The following is a 26235-nucleotide window of genomic DNA, read 5'->3' on the forward strand; positions in this document are numbered from 1 at the left end:
TCTACTTGGAAGTTTGATAGAGCGAGGGCTCGCCGTTGGGCCGCGTCTTGAAGCGCTTATGCGTCCAGAAATACTCCGACGGCGCTTCGCGCACCCTTTCCTCGATGAACTCGTTCATGCGGCGGGTGGCGGCGACCATGTCGGGACCGGGGTAATTGTCCCACACCGGATAGAACTTCACACAATAACCTTGATAGTTTGGCAGGAAGGTGGCGATCACCGGCATCACCTGGGCGCCGGTGGTGGCGGCGATGCGCGCGGTGGCGGTCAACGTGGCCGCCTGGATGCCGAAGAACGGCACGAACTCGGCATCTTTTTCGCCGAAGTCCATGTCCGGCAGCATGAAGTAGGGCAGCTTGTCGCGCAAGGCCCGCAGGATGGGCTTGATGCCGTCCTGGCGGGTGAACAGCTTGACCGGCTTGAAGCGGGCGCGGCCGGCGCGCAGCACCTTGTCGAAGGCGGTGTTCTTTTGCTGCACATACATCGACGAGGCGCTCGCCACCATCGCGATCGAGGCGCCGGCCACGTCCAGGCAGACGAAGTGCGGGCACAGCAGGATGGTCGGCCGGGCCGTCATCTCTTCCACCGGCACCGGGCCGGGCTCGACCCGGATCAGGCGCCGCAGCCGGGCCTCCGAGGCCCACCACAGGATGCCGCGCTCCCACACGCTGCGCGAGTACGCCTGGAAATGGCCGCGCGCGATGTCGATCCGTTCGGCCTCGCTCAGCTCCGGCATGCACAGGCGCAGATTGGTCAGCGCGATGTGGCGGCGCGAACGCAGGGTCATGAACAACAGGCTGCCGGTGAGCTTGCCGACACGGCCCAGCAGCGGCAGCGGCAGCCAATGCAGCAGCCACATCAATCCCAACAGCAGCTTCATGCCTGTTCTCCCGCCGCGACCGGCGCGTCGATACCGGCCGGCACCTTGTAGCGGTTGTAGCTCCAATAATATTGCTCGGGATTGCGGGCGATCAGCCGCTCCATGGCGGCGTTGATGGCGCGCGCCTGCTCGGCCGTGCTACCGGCCAGCGAGCCGTCGAACGGCACGAAGCGCACGATAAATCCTTTGCCGCCGGGCAGGCGCTCGGCGTAGGTGACGATGATGGTGGCGTCGCCCATCTGTGCCAGCTTGGCCGGCAGGGTCATGGTGTAGGCGCTGCGGCCGAAGAAATCGGCCCACACGCCTTCGCCCTCCTGCGGCACCTGGTCGGGCAGCACGCCGATCGGCTTGCCTTTCTTAAGGAACTTGGCCAGCATGCGCACGCCGGACATATTGGCCGGCGCCAGCAGCAGGTTCTTGCGCGCGCGCGCGCCCTCGACCAGCGGCTTGAGCGCCGCCTGTTTGGGCGGGCGGTACATCACCATCAGCTCGGTGCGCAGCGCGATTTCCTGCGCGACGATCTCGAAACAGCCCAAGTGTGGCGTCAGGAACACGATCCCGCGTCCCGCGTCGAGCTCCGTTTGCACCAACTCCCAGTTCTCGGCCTGCGCCAGGCGCGACACCCGCGCGGGCGACGCGCACCAGACAAATGGTAGCTCGACGATACTTTTTCCGGCCTCGGCGATGGCAGCCGACAGGTGGCCCGAATAGCCCGCAAGGGCCATGTTCTCGCGCATACGCCGACGATGCGAGGGAGAACACAGATAAACCAGCCAGCCCAACCCGGCGCCCACCGCGTGCAGCAGCGGCAGCGGAAAGATCGATAAAAAGCGGAATAGATAAACAAGCATGAAGTTAAATCGTCAATATGGAGGAGTGTTCGGCTGCTATTGCTCTAGCCAAAATTTTTTTAAGAAGCGTAAAATACCACGTATGCACTACCCGCTGAGTTAATAGACAACTTGCGAAGCGGAATATAAATATCGCTAAAGCGTCGCAAGCCGTATTGGGTGAGCGACAACCATTCTCAACCAGTAGCAGGAGCTTGCGATGTCAAACGATTATCTTTTCACTTCCGAATCCGTCTCGGAAGGCCATCCCGACAAGGTCGCCGACCAAATCTCGGACGCCATTCTGGACGCCATCCTCGAGCAGGACCCGAAGGCGCGCGTCGCCGCCGAAACGCTGTGCAACACCGGCCTGGTCGTGCTGGCCGGCGAAATCACCACGCACGCCAACGTTGATTATATTCAAGTTGCGCGCGAAACCATCAAGCGCATCGGCTACGACAACACCGACTACGGCATCGACTACCGCGGTTGCGCGGTGCTGGTGGCCTACGACAAGCAGTCGCCGGACATCGCCCAGGGCGTGGACGAAGGCGCCGGTATCGACCTCGACCAGGGCGCCGGCGACCAGGGCCTGATGTTCGGCTACGCCTGCGACGAGACGGCCGAGCTGATGCCGGCCGCCATCCACTACGCGCACCGCCTGGTCGAGCGCCAGTCGCAGCTGCGCAAGGACGGCCGCCTGCCATGGCTGCGCCCGGATGCCAAATCGCAAGTCACGCTGCGCTACGTCAACGGCCGTCCGGTCGCGGTCGACACCGTCGTGCTGTCGACCCAGCACGCGCCGGAAATGCAGCACAAGCAGATCGAAGAGGCGGTGATCGAAGAGATCATCAAGCAGGTGCTGCCGCGCGAATGGCTCGCCGAAACCAAATACCTGGTCAACCCGACCGGCCGCTTCGTCATCGGCGGCCCGCAGGGCGACTGCGGCCTGACCGGCCGCAAGATCATCGTCGACACCTACGGCGGCGCCAGCCCGCACGGCGGCGGCGCCTTCTCCGGTAAAGATCCTACGAAAGTGGACCGTTCGGCCGCCTACGCCGCGCGCTACGTCGCCAAAAATGTCGTCGCCGCCGGCCTGGCGCGCCAATGCCAGGTGCAGGTCAGCTACGCCATCGGCGTGGCCCGTCCGATCAACATCACGGTCTACACCGAAGGCACCGGCGTCATCCCCGACGACAAGATCGCCGCGCTGGTGATGGAGCACTTCGACCTGCGTCCAAAAGGCATCGTGCAGATGCTCGACCTGCTGCGTCCGATCTACGCCAAGACCGCCGCCTACGGCCACTTCGGCCGCGAAGAGCCGGAATTCACGTGGGAGCGCACCGACAAGGCCGCGATCCTGCGCGACGCCGCCGGCCTGAAATAAAGCCATCGGGGTCAAGTCTGACATTCGGACACTAGCTCGACCGTGGAAGGTTCTCTACGCTGGAGGCCGTGTCCGAATGACAGACTTGACCCCGGATCGATGGGGGTTACTCCCCGGATTGTAGTGTTGCTTGAACCTCGCTTGACCCACCTTATTTGGCGCGGCGTCTGTGCTGCGCGCCAAGGTGGTGCTAAAATGCACCTTCCGAGGAGCGCTGCGACGAATTCATTTTTGCCAGGCTCGGAATCTGCAACCGCGCTCACGTTACTTTTTTCTAACTGAAAGGAGGGCGTGATGAACGCCGTACTCAAATCCGCACAAGACTACCTGGTCGCCGATATTTCCCTGGCTTCCTGGGGTGACAAAGAAATCCGCATCGCCGAAACCGAAATGCCAGGCTTGATGGCGATCCGCGAGGAATTCGCCGCCGCCCAGCCGCTCAAGGGCGCGCGCATCACCGGTTCGCTGCACATGACCATCCAGACCGCCGTGCTGATCCAGACGCTCGAAGCGCTGGGCGCCCAAGTGCGTTGGGCTTCGTGCAACATCTACTCGACCCAGGACCACGCCGCCGCCGCCATCGCCGCCGCCGGCACGCCGGTGTTCGCCATCAAGGGCGAAACGCTGGACGAATACTGGGACTACACCCACCGCATCTTCGAGTGGCCCGCCGACGCCGCCGGCAACGCCGTCTACTCCAACATGATTCTCGACGACGGCGGCGACGCCACGTTGCTGCTGCACTTGGGCGCGCGCGCCGAAAAAGACATCTCGGTGCTGGCTTCGCCAAGCTCGGAAGAAGAAATCTGCCTGTTCAACGCCATCAAGGCGCACTTGGCGATCGACCCGAGCTGGTACTCCAAGCGTTTGCCGCAGATCATGGGCGTGACCGAGGAAACCACCACCGGCGTGCACCGCCTGTACCAGATGCACAAAGAGGGCAAGCTGGCCTTCCCGGCGATCAACGTCAACGATTCCGTCACCAAGTCGAAGTTCGACAACCTGTACGGCTGCCGCGAGTCGCTGGTCGACGGCATCAAGCGCGCCACCGACGTCATGATCGCCGGCAAGGTCGCCGTCATCGCCGGTTACGGTGACGTCGGCAAGGGCTCGGCCCAGGCCATGCGCGCGCTGTCGGCGCAGGTGTGGGTCACCGAAATCGATCCGATCTGCGCGCTGCAGGCGGCGATGGAAGGCTACCGCGTCGTGACCATGGACTATGCCGCCGAACACGGCGACATCTTCGTCACCTGCACCGGCAACTATCACATCCTGACCGAGAAGCACATGCTGGCCATGAAGGACCAGGCCATCGTCTGCAACATCGGCCACTTCGACAACGAGATCGACGTCGCCGCCCTGAAGAAGTACACCTGGGAAAATATCAAGCCGCAAGTCGACCATGTGATCTTCCCGTCGGGCAAGCGCATCATCCTGCTGGCCGAAGGCCGCCTGGTGAACCTGGGTTGCGGCACCGGCCATCCGTCGTACGTGATGAGCTCGTCGTTCGCGAACCAGACCATCGCCCAGATCGAGCTGTTCGCCAACACCGACAAGTACCCGGTAGGCGTCTACGTGCTGCCGAAGCACCTGGACGAAAAAGTGGCGCGCCTGCAGTTGAAGAAACTGAACGCCCAGCTGACCGTGCTGACCGAAGAGCAAGCGGCCTACATCGGCGTGACGCAGGAAGGTCCGTACAAGCCGGACCACTACCGTTATTAATCTGACGGTGTGATGCGGGGCCGGCGCGTGCCGGCCCTGTTTTATTGAGCTAATTTTTTTGCAGCGAGACTTAGTTATGCGTCTGGTCCTTACCTGGTTAATCAATGCGGTTGCCCTGCTGGCAATTCCGTACCTCATGCATTCCGTCGATGTCACAAGCATAGGCGCAGCCCTCGTCGCGGCTTTCGTGTTGGCCCTTGTAAACACGCTGATCCGCCCCGTGCTGTTGCTGTTGACCTTGCCCGTGACCATGCTGTCGCTGGGACTGTTTATCTTTGTCATCAACGGCTTCATGTTCTGGCTGGTGGCGCAATTTGTCGACGGTTTCCACGTCGACAGCTTCCTGTCGGCGATCGGTGGCGCACTGTTGTACAGCGTGATTTCCTGGGCTCTGTCTACCTTACTTTTGAAGAACGCAGATGACTAGTCATAATTTCAGTATCGAATTCTTTCCGCCGAAAACAGCGGAAGGCGCGGAAAAGCTGCGCGCCACGCGCGCCAAGCTGTCCGAACTGAAACCCAAATATTTTTCCGTGACCTTCGGCGCCGGCGGCAGCACGCAACGCGGAACCTTGGACACGGTGGTCGAGATCCTGGCCGCCGGCGAGGACGCCGCGCCGCACCTGTCGTGCGTGGGCGGCACGCGCGAGTCGATCCGCGCCATCCTTGCCGAATTCAAGTCGCACAACATCAAGCGCATCGTGGCGCTGCGCGGCGACCTGCCGAGCGGCTACGGCGCGTCCGGCGAATTCCGCTACGCCAACGAGCTGGTGGAGTTCATCCGCCAGGAGACCGGCGAGTGGTTCCACATCGAAGTGGCGGCCTATCCGGAGGTGCACCCGCAGGCCAAGTCGCCGCAGGACGACCTGCTGGCGTTCGAGCGCAAGGTCAAGGCCGGCGCCAACGCCGCCATCACGCAGTATTTCTACAACGCCGACGCCTACTTCCAGTTCGTCGACCAGACCCGCAAGATGGGCATCGACGTGCCGATCGTGGCCGGCATCATGCCGATCACGAACTACACGCAGCTGATGCGCTTTTCCGACATGTGCGGCGCCGAGATACCGCGCTGGGTGCGATTGAAGCTGGCCAGCTACGGCGACGACACCGCGTCGATCAAGGCCTTCGGCCTCGATGTCGTGTCGCAGCTGTGCGAGCGCCTGCTGGCCGGCGGCGCGCCGGGCCTGCACTTCTACAGCATGAACCAGGCCGCGGCGACGACCGCACTGTGGCAACGCTTGGTCTAAGCGTCATCGGATATACGTAGGGCGGATTAGGCGGAACGCCGTAATCCGCCAATGCACGCGCCGTCGAAACGCAAGCATTGGCGGATTACGCTGCGCTAATCCGCCCTACGTGGTTACCGTGATCATTTCAGCTACCGGCTTCGGTGATTATCCTGTCCAGCGCCACATCGTGCGCGTCGGCGTCGAACCTCACCTCCAGGCAGCTGTACGCGATGCCCACCGTCTCCGGACGCGGCGCCCGGGCCAGCGTGCGGTCGTAAAAGCCCCCGCCATAACCCAATCGATAACCATCCGGGTTGTATCCCAGGCAAGGCACCAGCAATGCCGGCGGGTACGCCGCCGCGAGCCGCAACTCCGCCGGCACCGCCACCCCCATCGTATCCTTGACCATCGCCTCGCCGATGCGCCAGTCGGCGAATTCCAGCGCCGCGTGTTTTTCCACCACCACCGGCAGCAGCAGCCGCGCACCGAGGCGCTCCAGCGCCACGTAGGCGGCCTGCAGATCCGGCTCGTCGCGCAACGGCCAGTACACCCCCAATGCCGCCGGCCGCGCCGCGCGCCACCAGGCGATCACCCGCGCGCCGATGGCATGGTCCCACGCCGCCCGCGCGGCCGGATCGAGCGCGCGCCGCGCGGTCAGCAACTGCTTGCGCAAATCGGCCTTTTGTGTGGCGGCCGGGGCTATTCGTTCGCTCTCGGCACGTGGTATTCTAGGGTCGCTGGTCATGGATTCATCGCCGGTCATGGATTCGGTTGTCGCTTCGTACACTGCTTAAAGAGAGTTTTACATTGATTTCCGCTTCGAAATGGATTGCCGGCGTTGTCGTCGTGGCCTGGGTTGCGTTCAACCCGTCGTATATCTCGCTGGCCCACGCCGAGGATATCGGCGCCGAGACCAAGCGGCAGGACGATGCCTTCCTGCTGATGCGCGACGCGGTGCGGCAGGACGACGCGGCCAAGGTGGATTTCTACGCGGCCCGTCTCGCCAATTATTCGATTCCTTCGTATGTCGATTATTATCGGCTCAAATCGCGCCTGAAGGACGCCTCCTACGCGGAAATCCGTGATTTCATGAAGCGCTACGAAGGCCAGGCCATCGTCGACCGCCTGCGCAACGACTGGCTGCTGGACCTGGGCCGCAAACGCGACTGGGCCACCTTCGACGAGCAGCTGCCGCTGTTTGTGCTCAACGACGACACCCAGGTCAAATGCTACGCGCTGCAATCGCGCGCGCTCAAGGGCCAGAAGGTGGCCGACGAGGCGCGCGCGCTGCTGACATCACCGGCGGTCTACGGCGAGCCTTGCGCGGGCCTGATCGCCACCCTGTTCCAGACCGGCCAGTTCGACGCCAACGACCTGTATGAACAACTGCGCCTGGCCGGCGAATTCAACGCCACCGGGCAGGCGCGCCGCATCGTCGCCTTGCTGGGCGGCCCGGAGAAAAAGGCGGTGCAGGCGGTCGACACGCCGGCCCTGGCGCTGGCCAAGGGGCCGGGCGCCGGCCGCACCGAACATGAGATCTTCGTGGTGGCCGTCGGCCGCATGGCCAAGACCAGCGTCAAGCTGGCGGCGCTGGCGCTGGAGAAGGCCTCGTCCCTGACGCCGCTGGAGCGGCAGGAAGGCTGGGCGGCGATCGCGCTGCAATCGTCCTATTCGCTGGACACCGACACCGCCGAATACTGGCGCCGCTCGAACGGCGCCAGGCTGTCCATCGACCAGATCCAGTGGAAAACCCGCATCGCGCTGCGCGCCGGCGATTGGCGCCAGGTCAAGGCCAATATCCAGGCGATGCCCGCCTCGCTGCGCGACGATCCGGCTTGGACCTATTGGATGGGCCGCGCGCTGATGGCCGAAGCCGGCGTGACCAGCCATCCGGCCGGCGAGGCAGAGCGGCTGTTCCGCAGCATCTCGGACCAGCCGAACTTCTACGGCCAGCTGGCGCTGGAGGAAACCGGCAAACTGATTACCATCCCGCTGCCTGGGCTGCCGATCACCCCCGCCGAAATCGCGGCGATCGCCGCCAATCCCAACTTCCAGCGTTCGCTCAAGTTCTTCGGCATGCGCCTGCGCTTCGAGGGCACGCGCGAATGGAACTGGGGCTTGCGCGGCCTGGACGAACGCGGCTACCTGGCCGCCGCCGAATTCGCGCGCCAGAACGAGATCCTCGACCGCATGGTCAACACCTCGGACCGCACCCGCATCCAGGTCGACTACACGCAGCGCTTCCCGTCGCCGCACCACGACGTCATGCACCCCGCCACGCAAACGCTGGGCCTCGACAAGGCCTGGGTGTATGGCCTGATGCGGCAGGAGTCGCGCTTCATCCTCGGCGCGCAATCGCACGTGGGGGCCTCGGGCCTGATGCAGGTGATGCCGTCGACCGCGCGCTGGGTGGCCAAAAAACTCGGCCTGACCGACTTCGCGCAGGACATGCTGACCGACGTGCGCACCAATATCATGCTGGGCACGAACTACCTGAACATGGTGCTCGGGAACATGGACGGTTCCGAGGTGCTGGCCACGGCCGCCTACAACGCCGGGCCGGGGCGCTCGCGCCGCTGGCGCGCCACATTGACCAAGCCGATCGACAGCGCCATCTTCATCGAGACCATTCCGTTCTACGAGACGCGCACCTACGTCAAGAACGTGATGTCGAACGCCACCTACTACGCGGCCTTGTTCGAGGGCCGCCCGCAATCGCTGAAGGCGCGCATCGGCACCGTCGCGCCGCGCTCCTACACCCCCGAGGAAGAGCAGGAATCGAGCTACGGCTCGCGTTGACCACGCATAGACCACACCATCATTACGGACGCATCATGCAGACCACCAAACTTGATCCAAGCTTGTCGACTTCCCTGGCCGCCGCGCGCGAGCCGGGCCTGACGCTCATCATCGGCAACAAGAATTATTCGTCATGGTCGATGCGGCCGTGGGTGGCGATGACCGCGTTCGGCATCCCGTTCCAGGAGGTGCGCGTGCTGCTCGACCAGCCCGACACCGCCAACCGCATCTGCGGCTACTCGGCCAGCGGCCGGGTGCCGGTGCTGCTGGCCGGCGAGATGACCATCTGGGACAGCCTGGCGATCTGCGAATATCTGGCCGAGCAGTTCCAGGAGCTGCACCTGTGGCCCCAGGACGTGGCCGCGCGGGCGATGGCGCGCTCGGTCTGCGCCGAGATGCACGCCGGCTTCGCCGACCTGCGCACGGCGATGTCGATGAACATCCGCGCCAGCTTCCCCGGCAAGGGCCGCACCAACGGCTCGCAGGCCGACATCGGCCGCATCAGCGAGATCTGGGAGGAGTGCCTGTCGCGCTTCGGTCACCACCAGTTCCTGTTCGGCGACTTCTCGATCGCCGACGCCTACTACGCGCCGGTGGTGATGCGCTTCCGCACCTACGGCGTGTCGCTGGCGCCGGCGCTGGACGCCTATTGCCAGCGCGTGCTGGCGCATCCGGCCGTCGCGCGCTGGGTGGCCGAGGCGCTGGCCGAAACCGAAACGGTGCCCAAGCACGACGCCGAACTGCCGGACTGACGATGATGCGGATTTATGTCGTCGGCGGCGCCGTGCGCGACGCGCTGCTTGGCCTGCCGGTCAAGGACCACGACCACGTGGTGGTCGGCGCCACGCCGGACGACATGCTGGCGCAGGGCTTCCGCCCGGTCGGCAAGGACTTCCCGGTGTTCCTGCATCCGACGACGCAGGACGAGTACGCGCTGGCCCGCACCGAGCGCAAGACCGCGCCCGGCTACAAGGGCTTCGTGTTCCATACTTCCCCCGACGTCACGCTGGAGGAGGATTTGATCCGGCGCGACCTGACCATCAACGCCATCGCCCGCGCCGACGACGGCACGCTGACCGATCCCTTCGGCGGCCGCCGCGATATCGAGCAGCGCGTGTTCCGCCACGTCTCCGACGCCTTTGCCGAGGACCCGGTGCGCATCCTGCGCGTGGCCCGCTTTGCCGCCCGCTACAGCGACTTCCGCGTGGCGCCGGAAACCAATGCGCTGATGCGGCAGATGACGGAGCAGGGCGAGGTCGACGCACTGGTGCCGGAACGCGTGTGGCAGGAACTGTCGCGCGGGCTGATGGAAGACAAGCCGTCGCGCATGCTGGAGGTGCTGCGCGATTGCGGCGCGCTGGCGCGCATCCTGCCGGAGCTCGACGCGCTGTGGGGCGTGCCGCAGCCGGAGAAATGGCACCCGGAGATCGACACCGGCATCCACATCCTGCAGGTGATCGATTGCGCCGCGCGCGCGAAGCTGGAACTGCCGACGCGCTTCGCCTGCCTGATGCACGACCTGGGCAAGGGCGTGACGCCGTCGGCCACCTGGCCGGCGCACCACGGCCACGAGGAGCTGGGCGTCAAACTGGTCGAGCAGGTGTGCAAGCGCCTCAAGGTGCCGACCGAATGCCGCGACCTGGCCGTGATGACCGCGCGCGAACATGGCAACGTGGGACGCGCGTTGCAGCTGCGGCCCAACACCATCGTCAAGCTGCTGGAGCGTTGCGACGCCTTCCGCAAGCCGGCGCGCTTTTCGCAGATGCTGCTGGCCACCGAGTGCGATTCGCGCGGCCGCATCGGCCGCACCGCCAGCTATCTCGACGCGCCGTTCCCGCAGTTGGCGCACCTGGAGGCGGCGATGGCGGCCGCGCGCGGCGTCAACGCCGGCGAGATCGCCCAGGCCAGCGCGGCCAACCCGCAGCGGATACCCGAATTCGTGCACCGCGCGCGGGTGACGGCGGTCAAAGTGGCGCTGCGGGCGGCCGACATCGATGGCGAGGACGATGCCGGCATGCCGCTGCCGCCGGCCGCCCCGGACGGCGGCCCCGCATAAACAGGAGTACAATGGGGCCGATGGTGCGCTGCACCATGCCGCTGCATGATGTTACTTTCGCCACTATGAACTCCATCGATCTGTTCCAAAATCCGCTGCGCCGCTGGGGCAAGCACAAAGACGGCAAACACCGTCCGACGGTGCTCGTCAAGGAGCTGCAGGAGCGCGACCGCCGGCGCATGGTCAAGCACTTCCTCGAACTGGAAAGCAGCGACCGGCTGCTGCGCTTCGGCACCATGCTGCCCGACGAGCAGGTGGAGAAGTACGTCAACAACATCGATTTTTCACGCGACATGGTGTTTGGCGTGTACAACCGCCTGTTCAAGCTGGTGGCCGTCGGCCACCTGGCCTTCGCGCCGCGCGACGAGTCGAAGAGCGCCGTCACCAAGAAGGAGCGGGTGGCCGAATTCGGCGTCTCGGTCAGCAAGAGCGCGCGCGGCATGGGCGTCGGCTCCAAGCTGTTCGAGCGCGCCGCCATCCACTGCCGCAACAACGACGTCGACACCTTATATATGCACTGCCTGTCGTCGAACAAGACGATGATGCACATCGCGAAAAAAGCCGGCATGGAGATCCATCGCGACTACGGCGAGGCGGACGCCTACCTCAAACTGCCACCGGCCAATCCGGCCAGCGTGCTGCAGGAAGCGTTGGACGAGCAATTCGCCACGCTGGACTACACCCTCAAGGCGAACAAGCGCTTCGCCACCAAATGGCTCGGCCGCCTGACCGGCCGAAAATAAATCGCATTTTCTCTCACTATAGTTAGAACCTTTACCGGCTGGCCTGGAATGAACGGTCAGACAAGATACGCAAACCGGTAACCAGGCTTCCCAACGTGCCGCTGATTTCCTCACTTCTGCCCATGCCATGGGCGGCGGACGCCTTGTGCGGCGCCCAGTTGCGGGCGCCCGACCTGGGTGTTTGCCTGCGGCTGCTGGTGCTTTCGCCGCTGCTGGAGGAGTGCGTGGTCCGCGCCGGCCTGCAGGAGTGGCTGATACGGCGCTCGCCGCCGGGGCTGCGCCAGGGCCCTGGGTGGACTTGGCCCGTGCTGGTGTCGACGGCCGCTTTCGGGCTGCTGCACCTGGGGTCCGGCTGGCAGGCCGCCGCCGCGGTGCTGCTACCGGGGCTGGCGCTGGCGCTGCTCTATCAGCGCACCCGCAACTGGTGGTGGTGCGCGTTGATGCACAGCGCGTTCAATGCCTTTGCTATCTCTGTCTGCGGTTCATAGATCTATTTTAGATCGACTTCAAGATCAACTTCAGGAGAGTGGCATGACAGGTTTAACGTGGGAATTCCGGCTGCAATACCGGGCGGCGGCGGCAGCGGCGCTGCTATTGGGACTGGCTTCGCAATCGGCGCACGCGCAAAACGCATTGAACGGCCGCACCCTGTACCAGAGCGGTCCTGTCGGCGGCGGCGGCACCTGCGTCGCGTGTCATGGCCCCTCACCGGCCAACAACGTCAGTAACATCCAGCGTGCCGCCAATCAGCCGTCGGTCATCGCCGCCGCCATCGCCCGCAACGCTGGTGGCGGCATGGGCCAGTTCGCCGGCCGCTTCAGCGCCGCCGAACTGGCGGACATCGCCGCCTACATCGGCAATCCCAACGTGACGGCGTCGCCGGCCGCCTCGCTGGCGCCGGCCAGCCTGGCCTTCAGCGGCACCAGCATCGGCCAGACCAGCGCGCCGTTGAGCACCACCCTGAGCAGCACCGGCAACGCCGCGCTCAATATCGGCAACATCTCCCTGGGCGGCGCGGCTGCCGGCGACTACAGCCTGGCCGGCGGCAGTTGCGCCAACGGCGCGGCCATCGCGGCGGGCGCCAACTGCACCGTGCAGGTCAGCTTCCGTCCGACCGTGGCCGGCGCGCGCGCCGCCACCCTGACCATCACCCACGACGCCACCGGCGGCGGCAGCACCGTGGCCCTGAGCGGCACCGGCAACGCCACGCCGCAGGCGACCATCGCCTTGTCGGCGCCGAGCGTCAACTTCGGCCCGCAACTGACGGGCGCCGCGTCGGCCGTCTCCACCATCAACGTCACCAACAGCGGCCAGGCGCCGCTGACGTTCAGCGCCATCGCCCTGAGTGGCGCCAACGCAAACATCTTCACGCTGGGCGGCAACTGCGCGGTGGCCACGCCATTGGCGGCCGGCGCCAGCTGCGCCGTCACGGTACAGGCCACGCCAACGGCCGCCGGCGCCTTCGCCGCCAGCCTGACGCTGGCCTCCAACGCCGCCAACGGCAACGCCACCGTGGGCCTGTCCGGCACCGCCTCGGCCGCCGCCCCGGCGCTGACCGCCACGCCGTCCGCGCTGGCTTTCGGCCTGCGTACGATCAGCTCCCCGGCCACATCGCAGTCGGTGGTGCTGGCCAATACCGGCAACGTCGCCGTCGCCTTCACGCGCATCGCGCTGACCGGATCGAGCACCTTCACCATCGCCGGCGGCGACTGCGGCGCCACGCTGGCCGTCGGCGCCAGCTGCTCGGTGCCGGTGCGCTTCGCACCGGCCGCCGACGGCGCGGTGACCTCGACCTTGGGCGTGACCTCCAACGCGGCGGCGGTGCAGGTGGCCATCACCGGCAGCGGCACCACGCAATCGGTCGGCGTCCCGGTGCTGTCCGAGACCGGTCCGATCGCCTTCGCCGACACGCAAGTCGGCGCCAGCGCGGCCGTGCACACCACGACCTTGAACAACGCCGGCAGCGCGGCGGTGCGCATCTCGACCCTGACCCTGGGCGGCGCCCAGCCGGGCGACTTCGTCACCGGCGGCACCTGCGCGGCCAATGGCGCCGTCAGCGCCGGCGCCAGCTGCACCATCACCACCGCCTTCCGCCCGACGGCGGCCGGCACCCGCAGCGCGAACCTGCAACTGGTGACCGACGCCGGCGCCCAGTTCACCTTGCCACTGAGCGGCAACGGCGTGGCGGTCGCGGTCAGCGCCCCTTCGCTGGGACTGAGCCCGCAAAGCTTCGACTTCGGCGCCGTCGCCATCGGCGCCGCCGCACCGACCCGCCGCTTCACGCTGACCAACAGCGGTTCGGCGCCACTGACGCTGGCCAGCGCCGCCTTCAGCGGCCCGTTCGCCGCCGTCGCCGACAGCACCGGCTGCGCCGCCTTCCCGTTCACGCTGCAACCCGGCGCCACCTGCGACTTGGTGGTGCGTTACACGCCGGTCAACGCCGGCGGCAACAGCGGCAATGTCGTGATCCAGTCGAATGTGGCCGGCAGCAGCTGGACCATCGCGTTGAACGGCCAGGCCAATGCCGCCCCGTCCAACGCCACGCCGCAAAACCGCGGTGGCGGCGGCTGCTCGGCCTCGCAGAGCGTCAAAGATCCGATGCTGGCATTGCTGGTCATGCTGTCGCTGGGCGTGATCGTGTGGCGCCGCCGTCGTAACGATCAAAACTAACCTGGAGCCCTTATGAAAATCAAAGCCATATCGATCTTGCTGGCCGCCGCGCTGGGCGCATCGTCCGCGTTCGCGCTGGAGAAGGGCGCACCCGCGCCGCAGTTCGACCTGCAGGGCATGGACGGCCCCGTCCAGCTGGCGAAATTGACCGGCAAGGTGGTGTACGTCGACTTTTGGGCCTCGTGGTGCGGCCCGTGCCGCCAGTCCTTCCCGTGGATGAACGAGATGCAGGCCAAGTACGGCCCGCGCGGCCTGCAGATCATCGGCGTCAACGTCGACGCCAAAAGCGAGGACGCCAAGACCTTCCTGGCGGCGACGCCGGCCAAGTTCACCATCGCCTTCGATCCGAAGGGCGCGACGCCGCGCCAGTACGGCATCAAGGGCATGCCGAGCAGCGTGTTGATCGGGCCTGACGGCAAGGTGCTGCTGGAGCATTCGGGCTTCCGCGACGCCGACCGCGCCGAGCTGGAAGCGAAGATTCAATCCGCACTGGGAGCCGTTAAATGAAAACCCTGATCGTTCTGGCGCTGGCTGTCAGCCTGTCCGGCTGCGCCTCGCTCGGCAATGTCCAGCCGTGGGAAAAAGGCACGCTGGCCAAGCCCGAGATGACCTTTAACGACGGCGGTTTGTTCAGCCGTTACGACGACCATATCTACACCAGCCGCGAGTCCTCGTCGGGCGGCGCCGGTGTCGGTGGTGGCGGCTGCGGTTGCAACTGACATGGAATCCCTTATGACGAGCAAAAACATCACCATGCATGACGACGGCCAGCCGTCGATGTCCTCATCTTCGGCGCCATCCCCGGCAACGTCGCTGGCCGGTTCGATCCTGGCGGCGGCGCTGATGCTGCCGGGCGTGCAGGCCCACGCCGAGGCGCCGCCGACCAACGGCGTGATCAGCATCGGCTACCTTGACTATCGCGAAAGCCAGTCCGACATGGACCGCATCCGCGTGCACGCGCCGTCGGTGTCCATCATGGCGCCGGTGGCCGGCGTCTGGAGCATCAGCGCCTCGGCCGTGACCGACGACGTGTCGGGCGCCTCGCCGCGCTACCACACGGCCGTCTCCGGCGCCTCGCGCATGAACGACGACCGCAAGGCCGGCGACGTCTCGCTCAAGCGCTACCTCGATCGCGGCAGCGTGTCGGTCGGCGCCAGCTATTCGACCGAGCATGACTACGTGTCGCGCGCGCTGTCGCTGCAGGGAACCTTCGAGAGCGAAGACCGCAACACCACGTGGTCGGCGGGCTTCGGCCGTTCCAACGACGAGATCAATTCCACCGGCGGCGCCGTCGTCGGCGCGAAGAAGAACACCACCAACCTGCTGGTCGGCGTGACCCAGGTGCTGACCAAGAACGACGTGGTGCAACTGACGTTGGCGCACGACCGTGGCCGTGGCTTCTTCTCCGATCCGTACAAGGCCTTCGACAACCGCCCGCGCAGCCGCAACGAGAACACGGTGCTGCTGCGCTGGAACCACCATATCGAATCGACCGGTGGCATCAGCCGCAGCTCCTACCGCTACTACCGCGACAGCTTCGGCGTGCGCGGGCATACGCTGTCGCAGGAATATGTGCAGCCGCTGTCGCAGGGCTGGACGGTGACGCCGGAAGTGCGCCTCTACACGCAGAGCGCGGCGGACTTCTACTACGACCCGGTCTACGATCCGGTGTTCGGTACGCCGTTCCCGCCGGGCTTCAACGCCGCCAATCCGGGCCTGTCGTCGGCCGACCAGCGCCTGTCCGGCTTTGGCGCGGTGACCGTGGGGCTCAAGGTCAGCAAGCAGATCGACAAGCTGTGGTCGGTGGACGTCAAGGCCTCGGCCTACCAGCAGCGCGGCAGCTGGCGCGCGTTCCACTCCGGCAGCCCGGGACTCGAGCCGTTGCGCGCGCAGACCTTCCAGATCGCGGTCAACCGGCAATGGTAGACGCGATCCACCGCACCGCGTTCGACGCGATGGCCAGCCGTTGCGAGATCCGGCTGGCCGCGTCCGACGCCCACACGGCCGAGCTGCTGTCGCGGCAGGCCGTGGCGGAGGTGCGGAGGATAGAAGAGAAGTACTCGCGCTACCGGCCCGAAAGCATCGTCTCGCGGATTAACGCCGGCGCTGGGGCGGACAGGGGGCCGGTGGTCTGCGACAAGGAGACCATGGCGCTGATGTCCTACGCCGCCGCGCTGTACGGCGCCAGCGAGGGGCTGTTCGACATCACTTCCGGCGTGCTGCGCAAGGCCTGGGATTTCCGCCGGCCGAGCGTGCCGAAGCCGGAGGTGCTGGAACCGTTGCTGGCGCTGGTCGGCTGGGACAAGGTGGCGTGCGAGGGCGAGGCGGTCCATCTTCGCGAAGCCGGCATGGAGATCGACTTCGGCGGCTTCGGCAAGGAGTACGCGGCCGACCGCGCGGCGGCCTTGTTGATGGAGGCCGGCGTGCGGCACGGGTATGTGAACCTGGGCGGCGACATGCGCTTCATCGGCCCCCGCCTGGACGGGCGCCCCTGGAGCATCGGCATACAGGACCCGCGCGATCCCGACGCAGTGGTCGCCAGTATTCCGATCAGCCAGGGCGCGCTGGCCACCAGCGGCGACTACGAACGTTATTTTGAACTGGATGGGCAGCGTTACTGCCACATCCTCGATCCGCGCACCGGCATGCCGGTGCGGCACTGGCGCTCGGTGAGCGTGATGGCGCCGATGGCGATAGCGGCAGGTAGTTGTTCGACGATCGCCATGCTGAAACAGCAGGGCGGACTCAATTTTCTGAACGCCTCTGACATGGGTTATTTGACCATCGATGATCAGGGGCAGATGTTGTATAGGGATATCTCATGAAACGACAAAAATGGATGGTGCGTTTGCAGATGCTGGCGACGATGCTGGTGGCGCTCATCGCGCTGTTTGCGGGTAGCCAGGTGCGGGCCGGCGATTTTCTCGAGCCTGACCAGGCTTTCAAACTGAGCGCCGAGGCGCTGGACGCCAAGACCGTACGGCTGACGTGGAAGATCGCCAAGGATTACCACTTGTACCGCGATCGTCTGAGCTTCAACGCCGCCGACGGCGCGCAGGTGACGGCGCCGGTGCTGCCGAACGGCATACGCAAGTTCGACACCAATTTCAACAAGGAGATGGAGACCTACCAGGACACGCTGGTGGTCGATCTCCCGGTGGCTGCCAAGGAGCCGTACACGCTGCTGGTCGGCTACCAGGGCTGCGCGGACGCCGGCTTGTGTTATTCGCCGGCGGAGCAGAGCTACCGTGTCGACCCGAGGAAGCCCGGCAAGCTGACGGCGATCGAGCCGGTCGCCGTTGACGCGGCGACCGCCGCCGCTCCCGGCCCAGCCGCCGCTGCGGCATCCACGACGGCATCCGCTTCGGCCGCCGCGCCGGAAGATGACAGCTCCCTTGCCCAGCGCACGCTGCAAAGCGGCAGCGCGTGGCGCATCGGCCTCGCCTTCCTGATTTTCGGCCTGCTGCTGTCGTTCACGCCGTGCGTGCTGCCGATGGTGCCGATCCTGTCGTCGATCATCGTCGGCGAAGGCAATGTCTCGCGTGGCCGCGGCTTCATGCTGGCGTTGGCGTACAGCCTTGGCATGGCGCTGGTCTACACGTCGCTCGGCGTCGGCGCCGGCCTGGCAGGCGAAGGCCTGGCCGCCGCGCTGCAAAAACCGTGGGTGCTGCTGACCTTCGGTGCCTTGCTGTTCACGCTGTCGCTGTCGATGTTCGACGTCTATCAGTTGCAGCTGCCAAGCAGCCTGCAAAGCCGCTTGAGCTCCACCAGCGGCAATATGGGCGGCGGCAAATTCGCCGGTGTGTTCATCATGGGTGCCCTGTCGGCGCTGATCGTCGGTCCGTGCGTGGCCGGTCCGCTGGCCGGCGCGCTGCTCTACATCAGCCAGACGCGCAACGTCTGGACCGGTGGCTGGGCGCTGTTCTCGATGGCGGTCGGCATGAGCGTGCCGCTGCTGTTGACTGGCCTGTCGGCCGGCAGCCTGCTGCCGCGCGCCGGTGCGTGGATGAACGGCGTCAAGAAGGTCTTCGGCCTGCTGCTGATCGCGGTCGCCATCTGGATGGTCACGCCGGTGTTCTCGGTGACGACGATGATGATCATGTGGGGCGTGTTCGCGCTGTTGTGCGCCATGTTCCTGCACGTGTTCGACGGCATTCCGAAGGGCGCTGGGTTGGGCGCCTATGTCGGCAAGACGCTGGGACTGGCCTTCCTGCTGGTCGGGCTGTTCGAGTTGACCGGCGCCGCCAGCGCCGGCCGCGACGTGTTGCAGCCGCTGGGGCATTTGACGATCGCCCGCGCCGAGGGTGGCGCCGGTGGTGGCGCAGCGGCCGGCGGTGAGGCGCACTTCACGCGCATCAAGACGGTGGCCGAACTGGATCAGATCCTGGCCACCAGCACCAAGCCGGTGATGCTGGACTTCTACGCCGACTGGTGCGTGGCCTGCAAGGAGATGGAGCGGTTCACCTTCTCCAAGCCGGCCGTCAGCGGCAAGATGAAGGAGGTGATGCTGCTGCAAGTGGACGTCACCGCCAACAACGCCGACGACAAGGCGCTGATGAAGCGTTTCGGCCTGTTCGGTCCACCGGGCCTGATCTTCTTCAACGGCGGCAAGGAGATTCCGAACAGCCGCGTGATCGGCTTCATGGCGGCAGAGCCGTTCCTGCAGCACTTGAACCGCCATTTCACTTCTTGAGCGGGCCGGGGTTTTTCTGCTGACGTTCGATATCAATGCCCACCGCTTGCTCGGCGGTGGCGTTGATCGCTGCAAAGTGCAGGTAGCCGTTAAACAAGAGGCCAATAACTAGTATGATGCCGAGGCCGGCAATCAGGGCGGTCGCCATCTCTCTGCCCCAAGCCCGAAGCGATTTTTTCTCGTTGAATTTTTGGTCGATTCGCTCGAATCCTACAGCCACGACTCGCTCAAGACTCAGTATTTGTCGCATCAGCTCGGATTGAGCGACCTGCTCGACGATTTCATTCATTTTTGCTTCCAGAGATTTTCTTGCAAAATCCCTGGCGAGATTTGCACCGCGCTGCTTAAAACTCTCTAAATTCTCCGGGAGCATGCAGATCGAAACGAACTCCATCCGTCACACGCTCTTTTGCCAGCGCCGCCACTATCTTCTTAAGGTCGGCAGGCGAATACTCCACAGATTTCAGGATGGATTTGCTCCGATCCGAGAGAATTGGATTCTCGTCTATGCTGACGTATAAGTTCTTGCAAATGTCTCGGATAGTTTCGTCCGAAAGATAGGTTGTGAGGTAGAACATGATTGCCTCCAGCAAAGGAAGCCGGACATCGGCCGGCCACTCTTCTTTATACCAGCGACAGGGCGGTCGTGTCCTTGATGCGTTGCAGGGCGAAGATCGATTTCACGGGGCGCCGTCCACGACTTAGTCGAGTTTCTCGATATCGACAAGCTGGCCCTTGAACGGTTCCTGCGTGCCGGCTTCACCTGCTTCCTGGGCGCAGGCGGCGGCAAGCGCCTGCATTGCGTCGCGGGCGGCCTGTTGTTGATTCTTTGCGGCGATCTGCAACCAAAAGTCATCGGGATGCAGTGCCGCGCGTGTGGTGGTGGCAGCCGCAAATTCGCGGAGCACACGAGCATGGTTCCTGAGAAATTCGATGCTCATATTCTCAACTCCACAAAGCCCTTCGGCGTCTTGCCGTCGTGCTGGAAACCAAACAAACCCTTGAAATATGCGTGCCGGCGCAACGTTTCGCCGGGGCTTGGCGCTTCCATATAAAAATCTACATGGAAGCGCCTGCCAACCGTATTGCGGTCGGTCAACGCGCGAACTTCAAGCTTTTGATCATCTGTTAGATCGATCCCGGCGCTTGGGTTCCACATGATGCAATCAATATCATCCGGGCCAATTTTGGCCGTTAAAAACGAGCCGTCGATCCAAAGTATAGCGTGTACTTCAAAGGACTGAAGTTTTTGAATCCACTGTTTAAACGAAGCAAATAGTATCGCCCGGCGCGCATCCGCCAAGAAAGGCGTGACGGCGACAGCTTGCAGTTCGTCCAGTGTCACGGGGTGAATCCCTGGCGGCCAGAGAGGAGGGAAGTCTGCCTTTTTCATTGCGATGACCGTCCGCGTGGGTACTCGTTGCTGACTTACAGCGTGCCGAGCGCACGGATTGTTTGGGTCATCGTGCCGCCCGATGGCATGAAAGATCGGGCGGGCGGAATAGATTCGGAATCAATCCGAATATATTCGTTTGTTGCCGCTGTTAAGACTATACGAGCGGCAGGGCGGTCGTGTCCTTGATGCGCTGCAGGGCGAAGCTCGATTTCACGTCCAGCACCGCCGGATGGCGCAGCAACGTCGCCATCATGAAGCGCGAGAAGTGGTCCATGTCCTCGACGTGCACGCGCAGCAGGTAATCCATCTCCCCCGTCATCGCGTAGCAGGCCACCACCTCCGGCCACTGCTCGACGGACACCGCGAAATCGGCGCGCGGCGAGGCCGGCGCGTTTTGCGCGCCCAGCGCGCGCGCGTTGCTGTGCGCGGCCGCGTCGCTGTGCTTCTCCAGCCGTACATTCACGTATGCCAGCAACCCCAGGCCAATTTTGTCCGGGTCCAGCAGCGCCACGTACTGGCGGATCACGCCCGCCTCCTCCAGCCGCTTGATGCGGCGCAGGCACGGCGACGGCGACAGCGCGACCAGCTCGGCCACGTCCTGGTTCGACAGCCGGCCGTCGGCCTGCAAGATGGACAGAATCTTACGGTCGGTTTTATCCAGCGCAATTTTGGTCATAAATCCCTCGATAATTCAGTGTTGAGGCAATATTATTGCTCAAAATGGCCGTGGGCGCGAATTGTTTGCAATTTAATGCCCGGTGGCCGGGACTATACTGGCGCTATTCTAACGAGGAGACACGCATGCAATTCCAGCCTTGGGACAACCCGATGGGAACCGACGGTTTCGAGTTTGTCGAATACGCCGCCCCCGACCCGAAAGCGCTCGGCGCGCTGTTCGAGCGCATGGGCTTCACCGCCATCGCCCGCCACCGTCACAAGGACGTGACGCTGTACCGCCAGGGCGGCATCAACTTCATCATCAACGCCGAACAGGATTCGTTCGCGCAACGCTTTGCGCGCCACCACGGCCCGTCCGTGTGTGCGATCGCGATCCGCGTGCAGGACGCGGCGGCCGCCTACAAGCGCGCGCTGGACCTCGGCGCCTGGGGCTTCGACAACAAGACCGGCCCGATGGAGCTGAACATCCCCGCCATCAAGGGCGTGGGCGACTCGCTGATCTATCTGGTCGACCGCTGGCGCGGTAAAAACAACGGCGAGCAGGGATCGATCGGCGACATCAGCATCTACGACGTCGACTTCGTCGCCATCCCCGGCGCGGACGCCAACCCGGTCGGCAATGGCCTGACCTATATCGACCACCTGACCAACAACGTCCATCGCGGCCGCATGAAGGAGTGGGCGGACTTCTACGAGAAGATGTTCAACTTCCGCGAGGTGCGCTACTTCGACATCGAGGGCAAACTGACCGGCTTGAAGTCGAAAGCGATGACTTCCCCGTGCGGCAAGGTGCGGATTCCGATCAACGAATCGTCGGACGATAAATCGCAGATCGCCGAGTACCTCGACGAGTACCACGGCGAGGGCATCCAGCACATCGCGCTGGGCACCGACGACATCTACACGTCGATCGAGAAGATGAAGACGACCGGCATCGCCTTCCAGGACACCATCGAGACTTACTATGAGCTGGTCAACCGCCGCCTTCCGGGCCACGGCGAGCGCCTGGAAGACCTGCGCCGCCTGCGCATCCTGATCGATGGCCATAGCAACGAGAACGAGCGTGAACTGCTGCTGCAGATCTTCACGCAGAACGTGATCGGCCCGATCTTCTTCGAGATCATCCAGCGCAAGGGCGACCAAGGCTTCGGCGAGGGCAACTTCCGGGCGTTGTTCGAATCGATCGAATTGGATCAGATCAAGCGCGGCGTGCTGCAAGATCCGGCTAAAGCGCCCGCATAAGGCTTATAGTAGTAGAAATCGCAGGAAAAACCGCCGGTAGCACCGCATAGAACGGAGCACCGGCAATCGCGCGGCAGGGCCTATCCGGTCCTGCCGCGTTCAGTATTTCAGAGAATATTGGAGACATTAATGAACGCACCTCACAAGGGTACGCTGCTGGACCCGGGCACCCACTCGGACGACATTTCGCTCGACGACAAATGGACGCTGGAGCGCGGCCGCGCCTTCATGACCGGCACCCAGGCGCTGATACGCCTGCCGATGATGCAGCGCGAACGCGATCTCAAGGCTGGCCTCAACACCGCCGGCTACATCACCGGCTATCGCGGTTCGCCCGTCACCAGCGTCGACATGACGGCGATGAAGGCCAAGAAGTACCTCGATGCCCACCACGTCAAATTCCATCCCGGGATGAACGAAGACCTGGCCGCCACGGCGGTGTGGGGCACGCAGCAGACCAACCTTTTCAAGGACGCCAAATACGACGGCGTCTTCTCCATGTGGTACGGCAAAGGCCCCGGCGTCGACCGCTGCGGCGACGTCTTCAAGCACGCCAACAACGCCGGCTCGGCGAAGCACGGCGGCGTGCTGGTACTGGCCGGCGACGACCACGCGGCCAAATCGTCGTCCACCGCGCACCAGTCTGACCACATCCTCAACGCCTGCGGCATTCCGGTGTTGTATCCGTCGTCGGTGCAGGAGTACATCGACTACGGCCTGCACGCCTGGGCCATGAGTCGCTATACCGGCCTGTGGGTGTCGATGAAGTGCGTGACCGACATCATCGAGTCCGGCGCCGTGGTGGACTTCGATCCGGACCGCGTGCAGATCCAGCTACCGACCGACTTCGAACTACCGGCCGGCGGCCTGAATATCCGCTGGCCCGACACCGTGCTCGATATGGAAGTGCGGATGAACAGCTACAAGTGGTACGCCGCGCTGGCGTATGCGCGCGCCAACAAGCTGAATAAAATCATCTGGGACAGCCCGAAGCCGAAGATCGGCATCATCACCGCCGGCAAATCCTACCTGGACACGCGCCAGGCGCTGGCCGATCTGGGCATCGACGAGCAGGCCGCCGCCGACATCGGCATCCGCCTGTACAAGATCGGCATGACCTGGCCGCTGGAGGCGGACGGCGTGCACGAATTCGCCAAGGGCCTCGACGAGATCCTGGTGGTGGAAGAGAAGCGCCAGATCCTCGAGTACGCGCTCAAGGAGGAACTGTACAACCTGCCGGACGGCCAGCGTCCGCGCGTGGTCGGCAAGTTCGACGACACCGGCGAATGGAGCAACAAGGGCAAGACGGGCCACGGCGACTGGCTGCTGCCGGCCACCTATGAACTGAACCCGGCGCAGATCGCGCGCGCCATCGCCTCGCGCATCGCCCACTACTGCGACGGCCATCCGGTGGCGGAGCGCGTCAAACAGCGCGTCGCCTTCCTCGAAGCCAAGGAGCTGGCGCTCAAGACGCTGCCGACCAAGGCCAATCCGGACACCGACCGCACGCCGTACTTCTGCTCCGGTTGCCCGCACAATTCGTCGACCAAGGTGCCGGAAGGCTCGCGCGCGCTGGCCGGCATCGGCTGCCACTACATGGTGCTGTGGATGGACCGCGAAACGTCGACCTTCACCCACATGGGCGCCGAGGGCGTGACCTGGGTCGGCCAGGCGCCGTTCACCAACGAGAAGCACGTCTTCACCAACCTGGGCGACGGCACCTACTTCCACTCCGGGATCCTGGCGATCCGCGCGGCGGTGTCGGCCAAGGTCAACATCACCTACAAGATCCTGTTCAACGACGCCGTCGCCATGACCGGCGGCCAGCAGTTCGACGGGCCGCTCGATCCAGGCATGATCTCGCGCCAGATCGCGGCCGAAGGCGTGACGCCGATCATCGTCGTCACCGACGAGCCGGAGAAGTACCCGTCCGATTACAAATGGGCGGAAGGCGTCACCGTGCGCCATCGCAGCGAATTGATGGACGTGCAGCGCGAACTGCGCGACAAGCCTGGCGTGTCGGCGATGATCTACGACCAGACCTGCGCCTCCGAGAAGCGCCGCCGCCGGAAGCGCAACGAGTATCCGGATCCGGCCAAGCGCGCCGTCATCAACGAAGCCGTGTGCGAAGGCTGCGGCGACTGTTCGGTGCAATCGAACTGCCTGTCGGTGGAGCCGCTGGAGACGGAACTGGGCCGCAAGCGCCAGATCAACCAGTCGTCGTGCAACAAGGACTTCTCGTGCACCACCGGCTTCTGTCCGAGTTTCGTGACGGTCGAAGGCGGGGCGCTGAAAAAGCCTAAAAAAGCGGCGACGGGCGACGCGCCCGCTGCCGTCTTGCCGATGCCGGCATTGCCGTCGACGGACACGCCGTACGGCATCCTGATCACCGGCATCGGCGGCACCGGCGTTGTCACCGTCGGCCAGATCCTGGCCGTGGCGGCGCACGTCGAAGGCAAGGGCGCCATCGTGCTGGACATGAGCGGACTGGCGCAAAAGGGCGGTCCGGTCATGTCGCACGTGCGCCTGGCCGACAACCAGGCCGATTTGCACTCGACCCGCGTCGGCACCGGCAGCGCCGATCTGGTGATCGGCTGCGATTTGATCGTCACCGCCAGCCGCGACGCCCTGTCGCGCATGGGCGAGGGCCGCACCCACGCGATGATCAACTCGACCGGCTCGTCGACCGCCGCTTTCGTCAAGAATCCGGACTGGCAGTTCCCGGACGCCGGCTCGCGCAGCGAGATCGTGCGCGCCTGCGGCAACGACCATGTGGACTTCGTCGACGCCGGCCAGATCGCCACCGCGTTGATGGGCGATTCGATCGCCACCAACATGTTCATGCTGGGCTACGCGTTCCAGAAGGGCCATGTGCCGCTGAGCGAAGCGTCCATCATCAAGGCGATCGAATTGAACGCGATCTCGGTCAACTTCAACAAGGCCGCCTTCCACTGGGGCCGCACCGCCGCGCATGATCTGGGTTCGGTCACCAAACTGACCACGCCGGCGAAGGTGATCGAATTTAAACGCATCCAGACGCTCGACGATATCGTCAACCGCCGCGTCGAACTGCTGACCGCGTACCAGAACGCCGACTATGCGCAGCAGTACAAGGCGTTCGTCGAGCAGGTGCGCGCCGAGGAGGCCAAGCTGGGCAAGTCGACCCGCCTGAGCGAGGCCGTGGCGCGCTACTACTACAAGCTGATGGCGTACAAGGACGAGTATGAAGTCGCGCGCCTGTACACCGACGGCGCGTTCCAGCAGAAGATCGCCGGCATGTTCGAGGGCGACATCAAGCTCAAGTTCCACCTGGCGCCGCCGCTGATGGCCAAGCATGATGCGCAGGGACGCTTGATCAAGCAGGAATTCGGCCCGTGGATGATGAAGGCGTTCGGCCTGCTGGCCAAATTCAAGGGCTTGCGCGGCACGGCGCTGGACGTCTTCGGCTACACGGCCGAGCGCAAGATGGAGCGCGCGCTGATCGGCGAGTATCGCCAGACGGTGGCCTCGTTGCTGCCCAAGCTGACGGCGGAGAACCTGGCGCAGGCGGTGGCCATCGCCAGCATCCCCGAGGATATTCGCGGGTATGGGCATGTGAAGGAGCGGCACCTGAAGTCGGCCAAGCAGAAGGAGGCGACGTTGTTGGCCGCTTTCGGCAAGCCGGTCGCGCCGGTGCCGGTCGATAGCCATACGCACGCGGCCTGATACCGGCCGCACCGCATTGCATCGCATGAATGGGCGGACTCTATGTCCGCCCATTTTGCGTTGCAATTGGGCACTCGCTTCCTGCAGCGTACTGGACTTCCCAGCGGAGGTGCGCCGAGCAAGCCTGAAAATCCTTAGCGTACAATTCCCCTGTTTCCCTGCTCTCCCCTTTTAGAAGCACCAACTAGCACGATAAGGAGGATTG

The 26235-nt window shown here is 64.5% G+C and carries 25 protein-coding genes and 1 riboswitch; of the genes, 17 read left to right on the top strand and 8 right to left on the bottom strand.

Features of this window, described 5'->3' with window-relative positions; genetic code table 11:
* Nucleotide 1: 1 nt before the first annotated feature.
* On the bottom strand, nt 2–880 hold the full coding sequence (locus NHH73_03200; GenBank protein ID USX27322.1) for a lipid A biosynthesis acyltransferase: 879 nt from the start codon (nt 878–880) through the stop codon (nt 2–4).
* Complete coding sequence (locus NHH73_03205; GenBank protein ID USX27323.1) at nt 877–1731, bottom strand: lysophospholipid acyltransferase family protein; 855 nt, start codon at nt 1729–1731, stop codon at nt 877–879. Before NHH73_03205 ends, NHH73_03200 begins: the two co-directional genes overlap by 4 nt.
* 199 nt (nt 1732–1930) lie before the next feature.
* Here NHH73_03205 and metK point away from each other — a divergent pair, with 199 nt between their 5' ends.
* The 4 genes from metK (at nt 1931) to metF (ending at nt 6066) form a co-directional block, all read left to right on the top strand.
* On the top strand, nt 1931–3097 hold the full coding sequence (gene metK / locus NHH73_03210) for a methionine adenosyltransferase (protein ID USX27324.1): 1167 nt from the start codon (nt 1931–1933) through the stop codon (nt 3095–3097).
* Between the two features lie 200 nt (nt 3098–3297).
* Nucleotides 3298–3365: riboswitch (S-adenosyl-L-homocysteine riboswitch) on the top strand.
* 26 nt (nt 3366–3391) lie between these two features.
* Nucleotides 3392–4819, top strand: coding sequence for an adenosylhomocysteinase (gene ahcY / locus NHH73_03215; protein ID USX27325.1), 1428 nt, complete (start codon nt 3392–3394; stop codon nt 4817–4819).
* Nucleotides 4820–4895: 76 nt separating this feature from the next.
* Entirely contained in the window at nt 4896–5246 is a 351-nt protein-coding gene (locus NHH73_03220; protein ID USX27326.1) for a phage holin family protein, read from the top strand.
* Nucleotides 5239–6066, top strand: coding sequence for a methylenetetrahydrofolate reductase [NAD(P)H] (metF, locus tag NHH73_03225; protein USX27327.1), 828 nt, complete (start codon nt 5239–5241; stop codon nt 6064–6066). The genes NHH73_03220 and metF overlap by 8 nt, the downstream gene beginning before the upstream one ends.
* A gap of 127 nt (nt 6067–6193) precedes the next feature.
* Here the strand turns inward: metF and NHH73_03230 are convergent, their stop codons facing one another.
* The gene (locus NHH73_03230) at nt 6194–6811 is read right to left on the bottom strand and encodes a 5-formyltetrahydrofolate cyclo-ligase (GenBank protein ID USX27328.1); all 618 of its coding nucleotides are present in this window, start codon (nt 6809–6811) and stop codon (nt 6194–6196) included.
* Between the two features lie 44 nt (nt 6812–6855).
* On the opposite strand from NHH73_03230, the gene NHH73_03235 reads away from it, so the two are divergent.
* From NHH73_03235 to dsbD, 11 genes are all read left to right on the top strand, one after another.
* Complete coding sequence (locus tag NHH73_03235; protein USX27329.1) at nt 6856–8847, top strand: lytic transglycosylase domain-containing protein; 1992 nt, start codon at nt 6856–6858, stop codon at nt 8845–8847.
* A 35-nt stretch (nt 8848–8882) separates the two neighbouring features.
* A complete protein-coding gene (locus tag NHH73_03240; GenBank protein USX27330.1) occupies nt 8883–9599 on the top strand; it encodes a glutathione S-transferase family protein in 717 nt (238 codons plus the stop codon).
* 5 nt (nt 9600–9604) lie between these two features.
* Nucleotides 9605–10903, top strand: a complete 1299-nt coding sequence (locus NHH73_03245; protein USX29774.1) for a multifunctional CCA addition/repair protein — start codon at nt 9605–9607, stop codon at nt 10901–10903.
* A 65-nt stretch (nt 10904–10968) separates the two neighbouring features.
* Nucleotides 10969–11646: a GNAT family N-acetyltransferase gene (locus tag NHH73_03250; GenBank protein ID USX27331.1), complete on the top strand. Its 678-nt coding sequence runs from the start codon at nt 10969–10971 to the stop codon at nt 11644–11646.
* 122 nt (nt 11647–11768) lie between these two features.
* Entirely contained in the window at nt 11769–12134 is a 366-nt protein-coding gene (gene mrtJ, locus NHH73_03255) for a JDVT-CTERM system glutamic-type intramembrane protease (GenBank protein ID USX27332.1), read from the top strand.
* A 43-nt stretch (nt 12135–12177) separates the two neighbouring features.
* A complete protein-coding gene (locus tag NHH73_03260) occupies nt 12178–14316 on the top strand; it encodes a choice-of-anchor D domain-containing protein (GenBank protein ID USX27333.1) in 2139 nt (712 codons plus the stop codon).
* Between the two features lie 12 nt (nt 14317–14328).
* Nucleotides 14329–14823, top strand: a complete 495-nt coding sequence (locus NHH73_03265) for a TlpA family protein disulfide reductase (protein ID USX27334.1) — start codon at nt 14329–14331, stop codon at nt 14821–14823.
* The gene (locus NHH73_03270; GenBank protein USX27335.1) at nt 14820–15035 is read left to right on the top strand and encodes a DUF4266 domain-containing protein; all 216 of its coding nucleotides are present in this window, start codon (nt 14820–14822) and stop codon (nt 15033–15035) included. Before NHH73_03265 ends, NHH73_03270 begins: the two co-directional genes overlap by 4 nt.
* Before the next feature lie 13 nt (nt 15036–15048).
* Nucleotides 15049–16242, top strand: coding sequence for a DUF3570 domain-containing protein (locus tag NHH73_03275; GenBank protein ID USX27336.1), 1194 nt, complete (start codon nt 15049–15051; stop codon nt 16240–16242).
* Nucleotides 16236–17141 carry an FAD:protein FMN transferase gene (locus NHH73_03280; protein USX27337.1) on the top strand — a complete coding sequence of 302 codons (906 nt, stop codon included), beginning with the start codon at nt 16236–16238 and terminating at the stop codon, nt 17139–17141. The genes NHH73_03275 and NHH73_03280 overlap by 7 nt, the downstream gene beginning before the upstream one ends.
* On the top strand, nt 17138–19009 hold the full coding sequence (gene dsbD / locus NHH73_03285; GenBank protein ID USX27338.1) for a protein-disulfide reductase DsbD: 1872 nt from the start codon (nt 17138–17140) through the stop codon (nt 19007–19009). The genes NHH73_03280 and dsbD overlap by 4 nt, the downstream gene beginning before the upstream one ends.
* Here dsbD and NHH73_03290 read toward each other — a convergent pair.
* The 5 genes from NHH73_03290 to NHH73_03310 all read right to left on the bottom strand — a co-directional run bounded on the left by NHH73_03290 (nt 18999) and on the right by NHH73_03310 (nt 21081).
* Entirely contained in the window at nt 18999–19298 is a 300-nt protein-coding gene (locus NHH73_03290) for a hypothetical protein (GenBank protein ID USX27339.1), read from the bottom strand. The two genes, dsbD and NHH73_03290, sit on opposite strands and share 11 nt — an antisense overlap.
* Before the next feature lie 55 nt (nt 19299–19353).
* Nucleotides 19354–19587 carry a hypothetical protein gene (locus NHH73_03295; protein USX27340.1) on the bottom strand — a complete coding sequence of 78 codons (234 nt, stop codon included), beginning with the start codon at nt 19585–19587 and terminating at the stop codon, nt 19354–19356.
* Nucleotides 19588–19710: 123 nt separating this feature from the next.
* Nucleotides 19711–19950 (bottom strand): hypothetical protein, encoded by a 240-nt coding sequence (locus NHH73_03300; protein ID USX27341.1) that lies wholly within the window; start codon nt 19948–19950, stop codon nt 19711–19713.
* Complete coding sequence (locus NHH73_03305; GenBank protein ID USX27342.1) at nt 19947–20402, bottom strand: hypothetical protein; 456 nt, start codon at nt 20400–20402, stop codon at nt 19947–19949. Before NHH73_03305 ends, NHH73_03300 begins: the two co-directional genes overlap by 4 nt.
* 157 nt (nt 20403–20559) lie before the next feature.
* Nucleotides 20560–21081, bottom strand: a complete 522-nt coding sequence (locus NHH73_03310) for an Lrp/AsnC family transcriptional regulator (protein USX27343.1) — start codon at nt 21079–21081, stop codon at nt 20560–20562.
* Nucleotides 21082–21206: 125 nt separating this feature from the next.
* Here NHH73_03310 and hppD point away from each other — a divergent pair, with 125 nt between their 5' ends.
* Together hppD and NHH73_03320 are read left to right on the top strand one after the other, a co-directional pair.
* On the top strand, nt 21207–22325 hold the full coding sequence (hppD, locus tag NHH73_03315; protein ID USX27344.1) for a 4-hydroxyphenylpyruvate dioxygenase: 1119 nt from the start codon (nt 21207–21209) through the stop codon (nt 22323–22325).
* A 129-nt stretch (nt 22326–22454) separates the two neighbouring features.
* Complete coding sequence (locus NHH73_03320; protein ID USX27345.1) at nt 22455–26030, top strand: indolepyruvate ferredoxin oxidoreductase family protein; 3576 nt, start codon at nt 22455–22457, stop codon at nt 26028–26030.
* The last annotated feature ends 205 nt before the right edge of the window (nt 26031–26235 follow it).

It is taken from the genome of Oxalobacteraceae bacterium OTU3CINTB1 (assembly GCA_024123955.1).
Lineage (GTDB): Bacteria > Pseudomonadota > Gammaproteobacteria > Burkholderiales > Burkholderiaceae_D > Rugamonas.

Excerpts from the sequence above, each read along its gene's own strand:
- NHH73_03200 (USX27322.1), bottom strand. The coding sequence starts at position 880 with ATGAAGCTGCTGTTGGGATTGATGTGGCTGCTGCATTGGCTGCCGCTG.
- ahcY (USX27325.1), top strand. The coding sequence starts at position 3,392 with ATGAACGCCGTACTCAAATCCGCACAAGACTACCTGGTCGCCGATATT.
- NHH73_03270 (USX27335.1), top strand. The coding sequence starts at position 14,820 with ATGAAAACCCTGATCGTTCTGGCGCTGGCTGTCAGCCTGTCCGGCTGC.
- NHH73_03275 (USX27336.1), top strand. The coding sequence starts at position 15,049 with ATGACGAGCAAAAACATCACCATGCATGACGACGGCCAGCCGTCGATG.
- NHH73_03320 (USX27345.1), top strand. The coding sequence starts at position 22,455 with ATGAACGCACCTCACAAGGGTACGCTGCTGGACCCGGGCACCCACTCG.
- NHH73_03245 (USX29774.1), top strand. The coding sequence starts at position 9,605 with ATGCGGATTTATGTCGTCGGCGGCGCCGTGCGCGACGCGCTGCTTGGC.
- NHH73_03280 (USX27337.1), top strand. The coding sequence starts at position 16,236 with ATGGTAGACGCGATCCACCGCACCGCGTTCGACGCGATGGCCAGCCGT.
- NHH73_03205 (USX27323.1), bottom strand. The coding sequence starts at position 1,731 with ATGCTTGTTTATCTATTCCGCTTTTTATCGATCTTTCCGCTGCCGCTG.
- NHH73_03265 (USX27334.1), top strand. The coding sequence starts at position 14,329 with ATGAAAATCAAAGCCATATCGATCTTGCTGGCCGCCGCGCTGGGCGCA.
- NHH73_03310 (USX27343.1), bottom strand. The coding sequence starts at position 21,081 with ATGACCAAAATTGCGCTGGATAAAACCGACCGTAAGATTCTGTCCATC.
- metF (USX27327.1), top strand. The coding sequence starts at position 5,239 with ATGACTAGTCATAATTTCAGTATCGAATTCTTTCCGCCGAAAACAGCG.
- hppD (USX27344.1), top strand. The coding sequence starts at position 21,207 with ATGCAATTCCAGCCTTGGGACAACCCGATGGGAACCGACGGTTTCGAG.
- NHH73_03250 (USX27331.1), top strand. The coding sequence starts at position 10,969 with ATGAACTCCATCGATCTGTTCCAAAATCCGCTGCGCCGCTGGGGCAAG.
- NHH73_03300 (USX27341.1), bottom strand. The coding sequence starts at position 19,950 with ATGAGCATCGAATTTCTCAGGAACCATGCTCGTGTGCTCCGCGAATTT.
- NHH73_03230 (USX27328.1), bottom strand. The coding sequence starts at position 6,811 with ATGACCGGCGATGAATCCATGACCAGCGACCCTAGAATACCACGTGCC.
- mrtJ (USX27332.1), top strand. The coding sequence starts at position 11,769 with ATGCCATGGGCGGCGGACGCCTTGTGCGGCGCCCAGTTGCGGGCGCCC.
- NHH73_03240 (USX27330.1), top strand. The coding sequence starts at position 8,883 with ATGCAGACCACCAAACTTGATCCAAGCTTGTCGACTTCCCTGGCCGCC.
- NHH73_03305 (USX27342.1), bottom strand. The coding sequence starts at position 20,402 with ATGAAAAAGGCAGACTTCCCTCCTCTCTGGCCGCCAGGGATTCACCCC.
- NHH73_03260 (USX27333.1), top strand. The coding sequence starts at position 12,178 with ATGACAGGTTTAACGTGGGAATTCCGGCTGCAATACCGGGCGGCGGCG.
- NHH73_03290 (USX27339.1), bottom strand. The coding sequence starts at position 19,298 with ATGAATGAAATCGTCGAGCAGGTCGCTCAATCCGAGCTGATGCGACAA.
- metK (USX27324.1), top strand. The coding sequence starts at position 1,931 with ATGTCAAACGATTATCTTTTCACTTCCGAATCCGTCTCGGAAGGCCAT.
- NHH73_03295 (USX27340.1), bottom strand. The coding sequence starts at position 19,587 with ATGTTCTACCTCACAACCTATCTTTCGGACGAAACTATCCGAGACATT.
- dsbD (USX27338.1), top strand. The coding sequence starts at position 17,138 with ATGAAACGACAAAAATGGATGGTGCGTTTGCAGATGCTGGCGACGATG.
- NHH73_03220 (USX27326.1), top strand. The coding sequence starts at position 4,896 with ATGCGTCTGGTCCTTACCTGGTTAATCAATGCGGTTGCCCTGCTGGCA.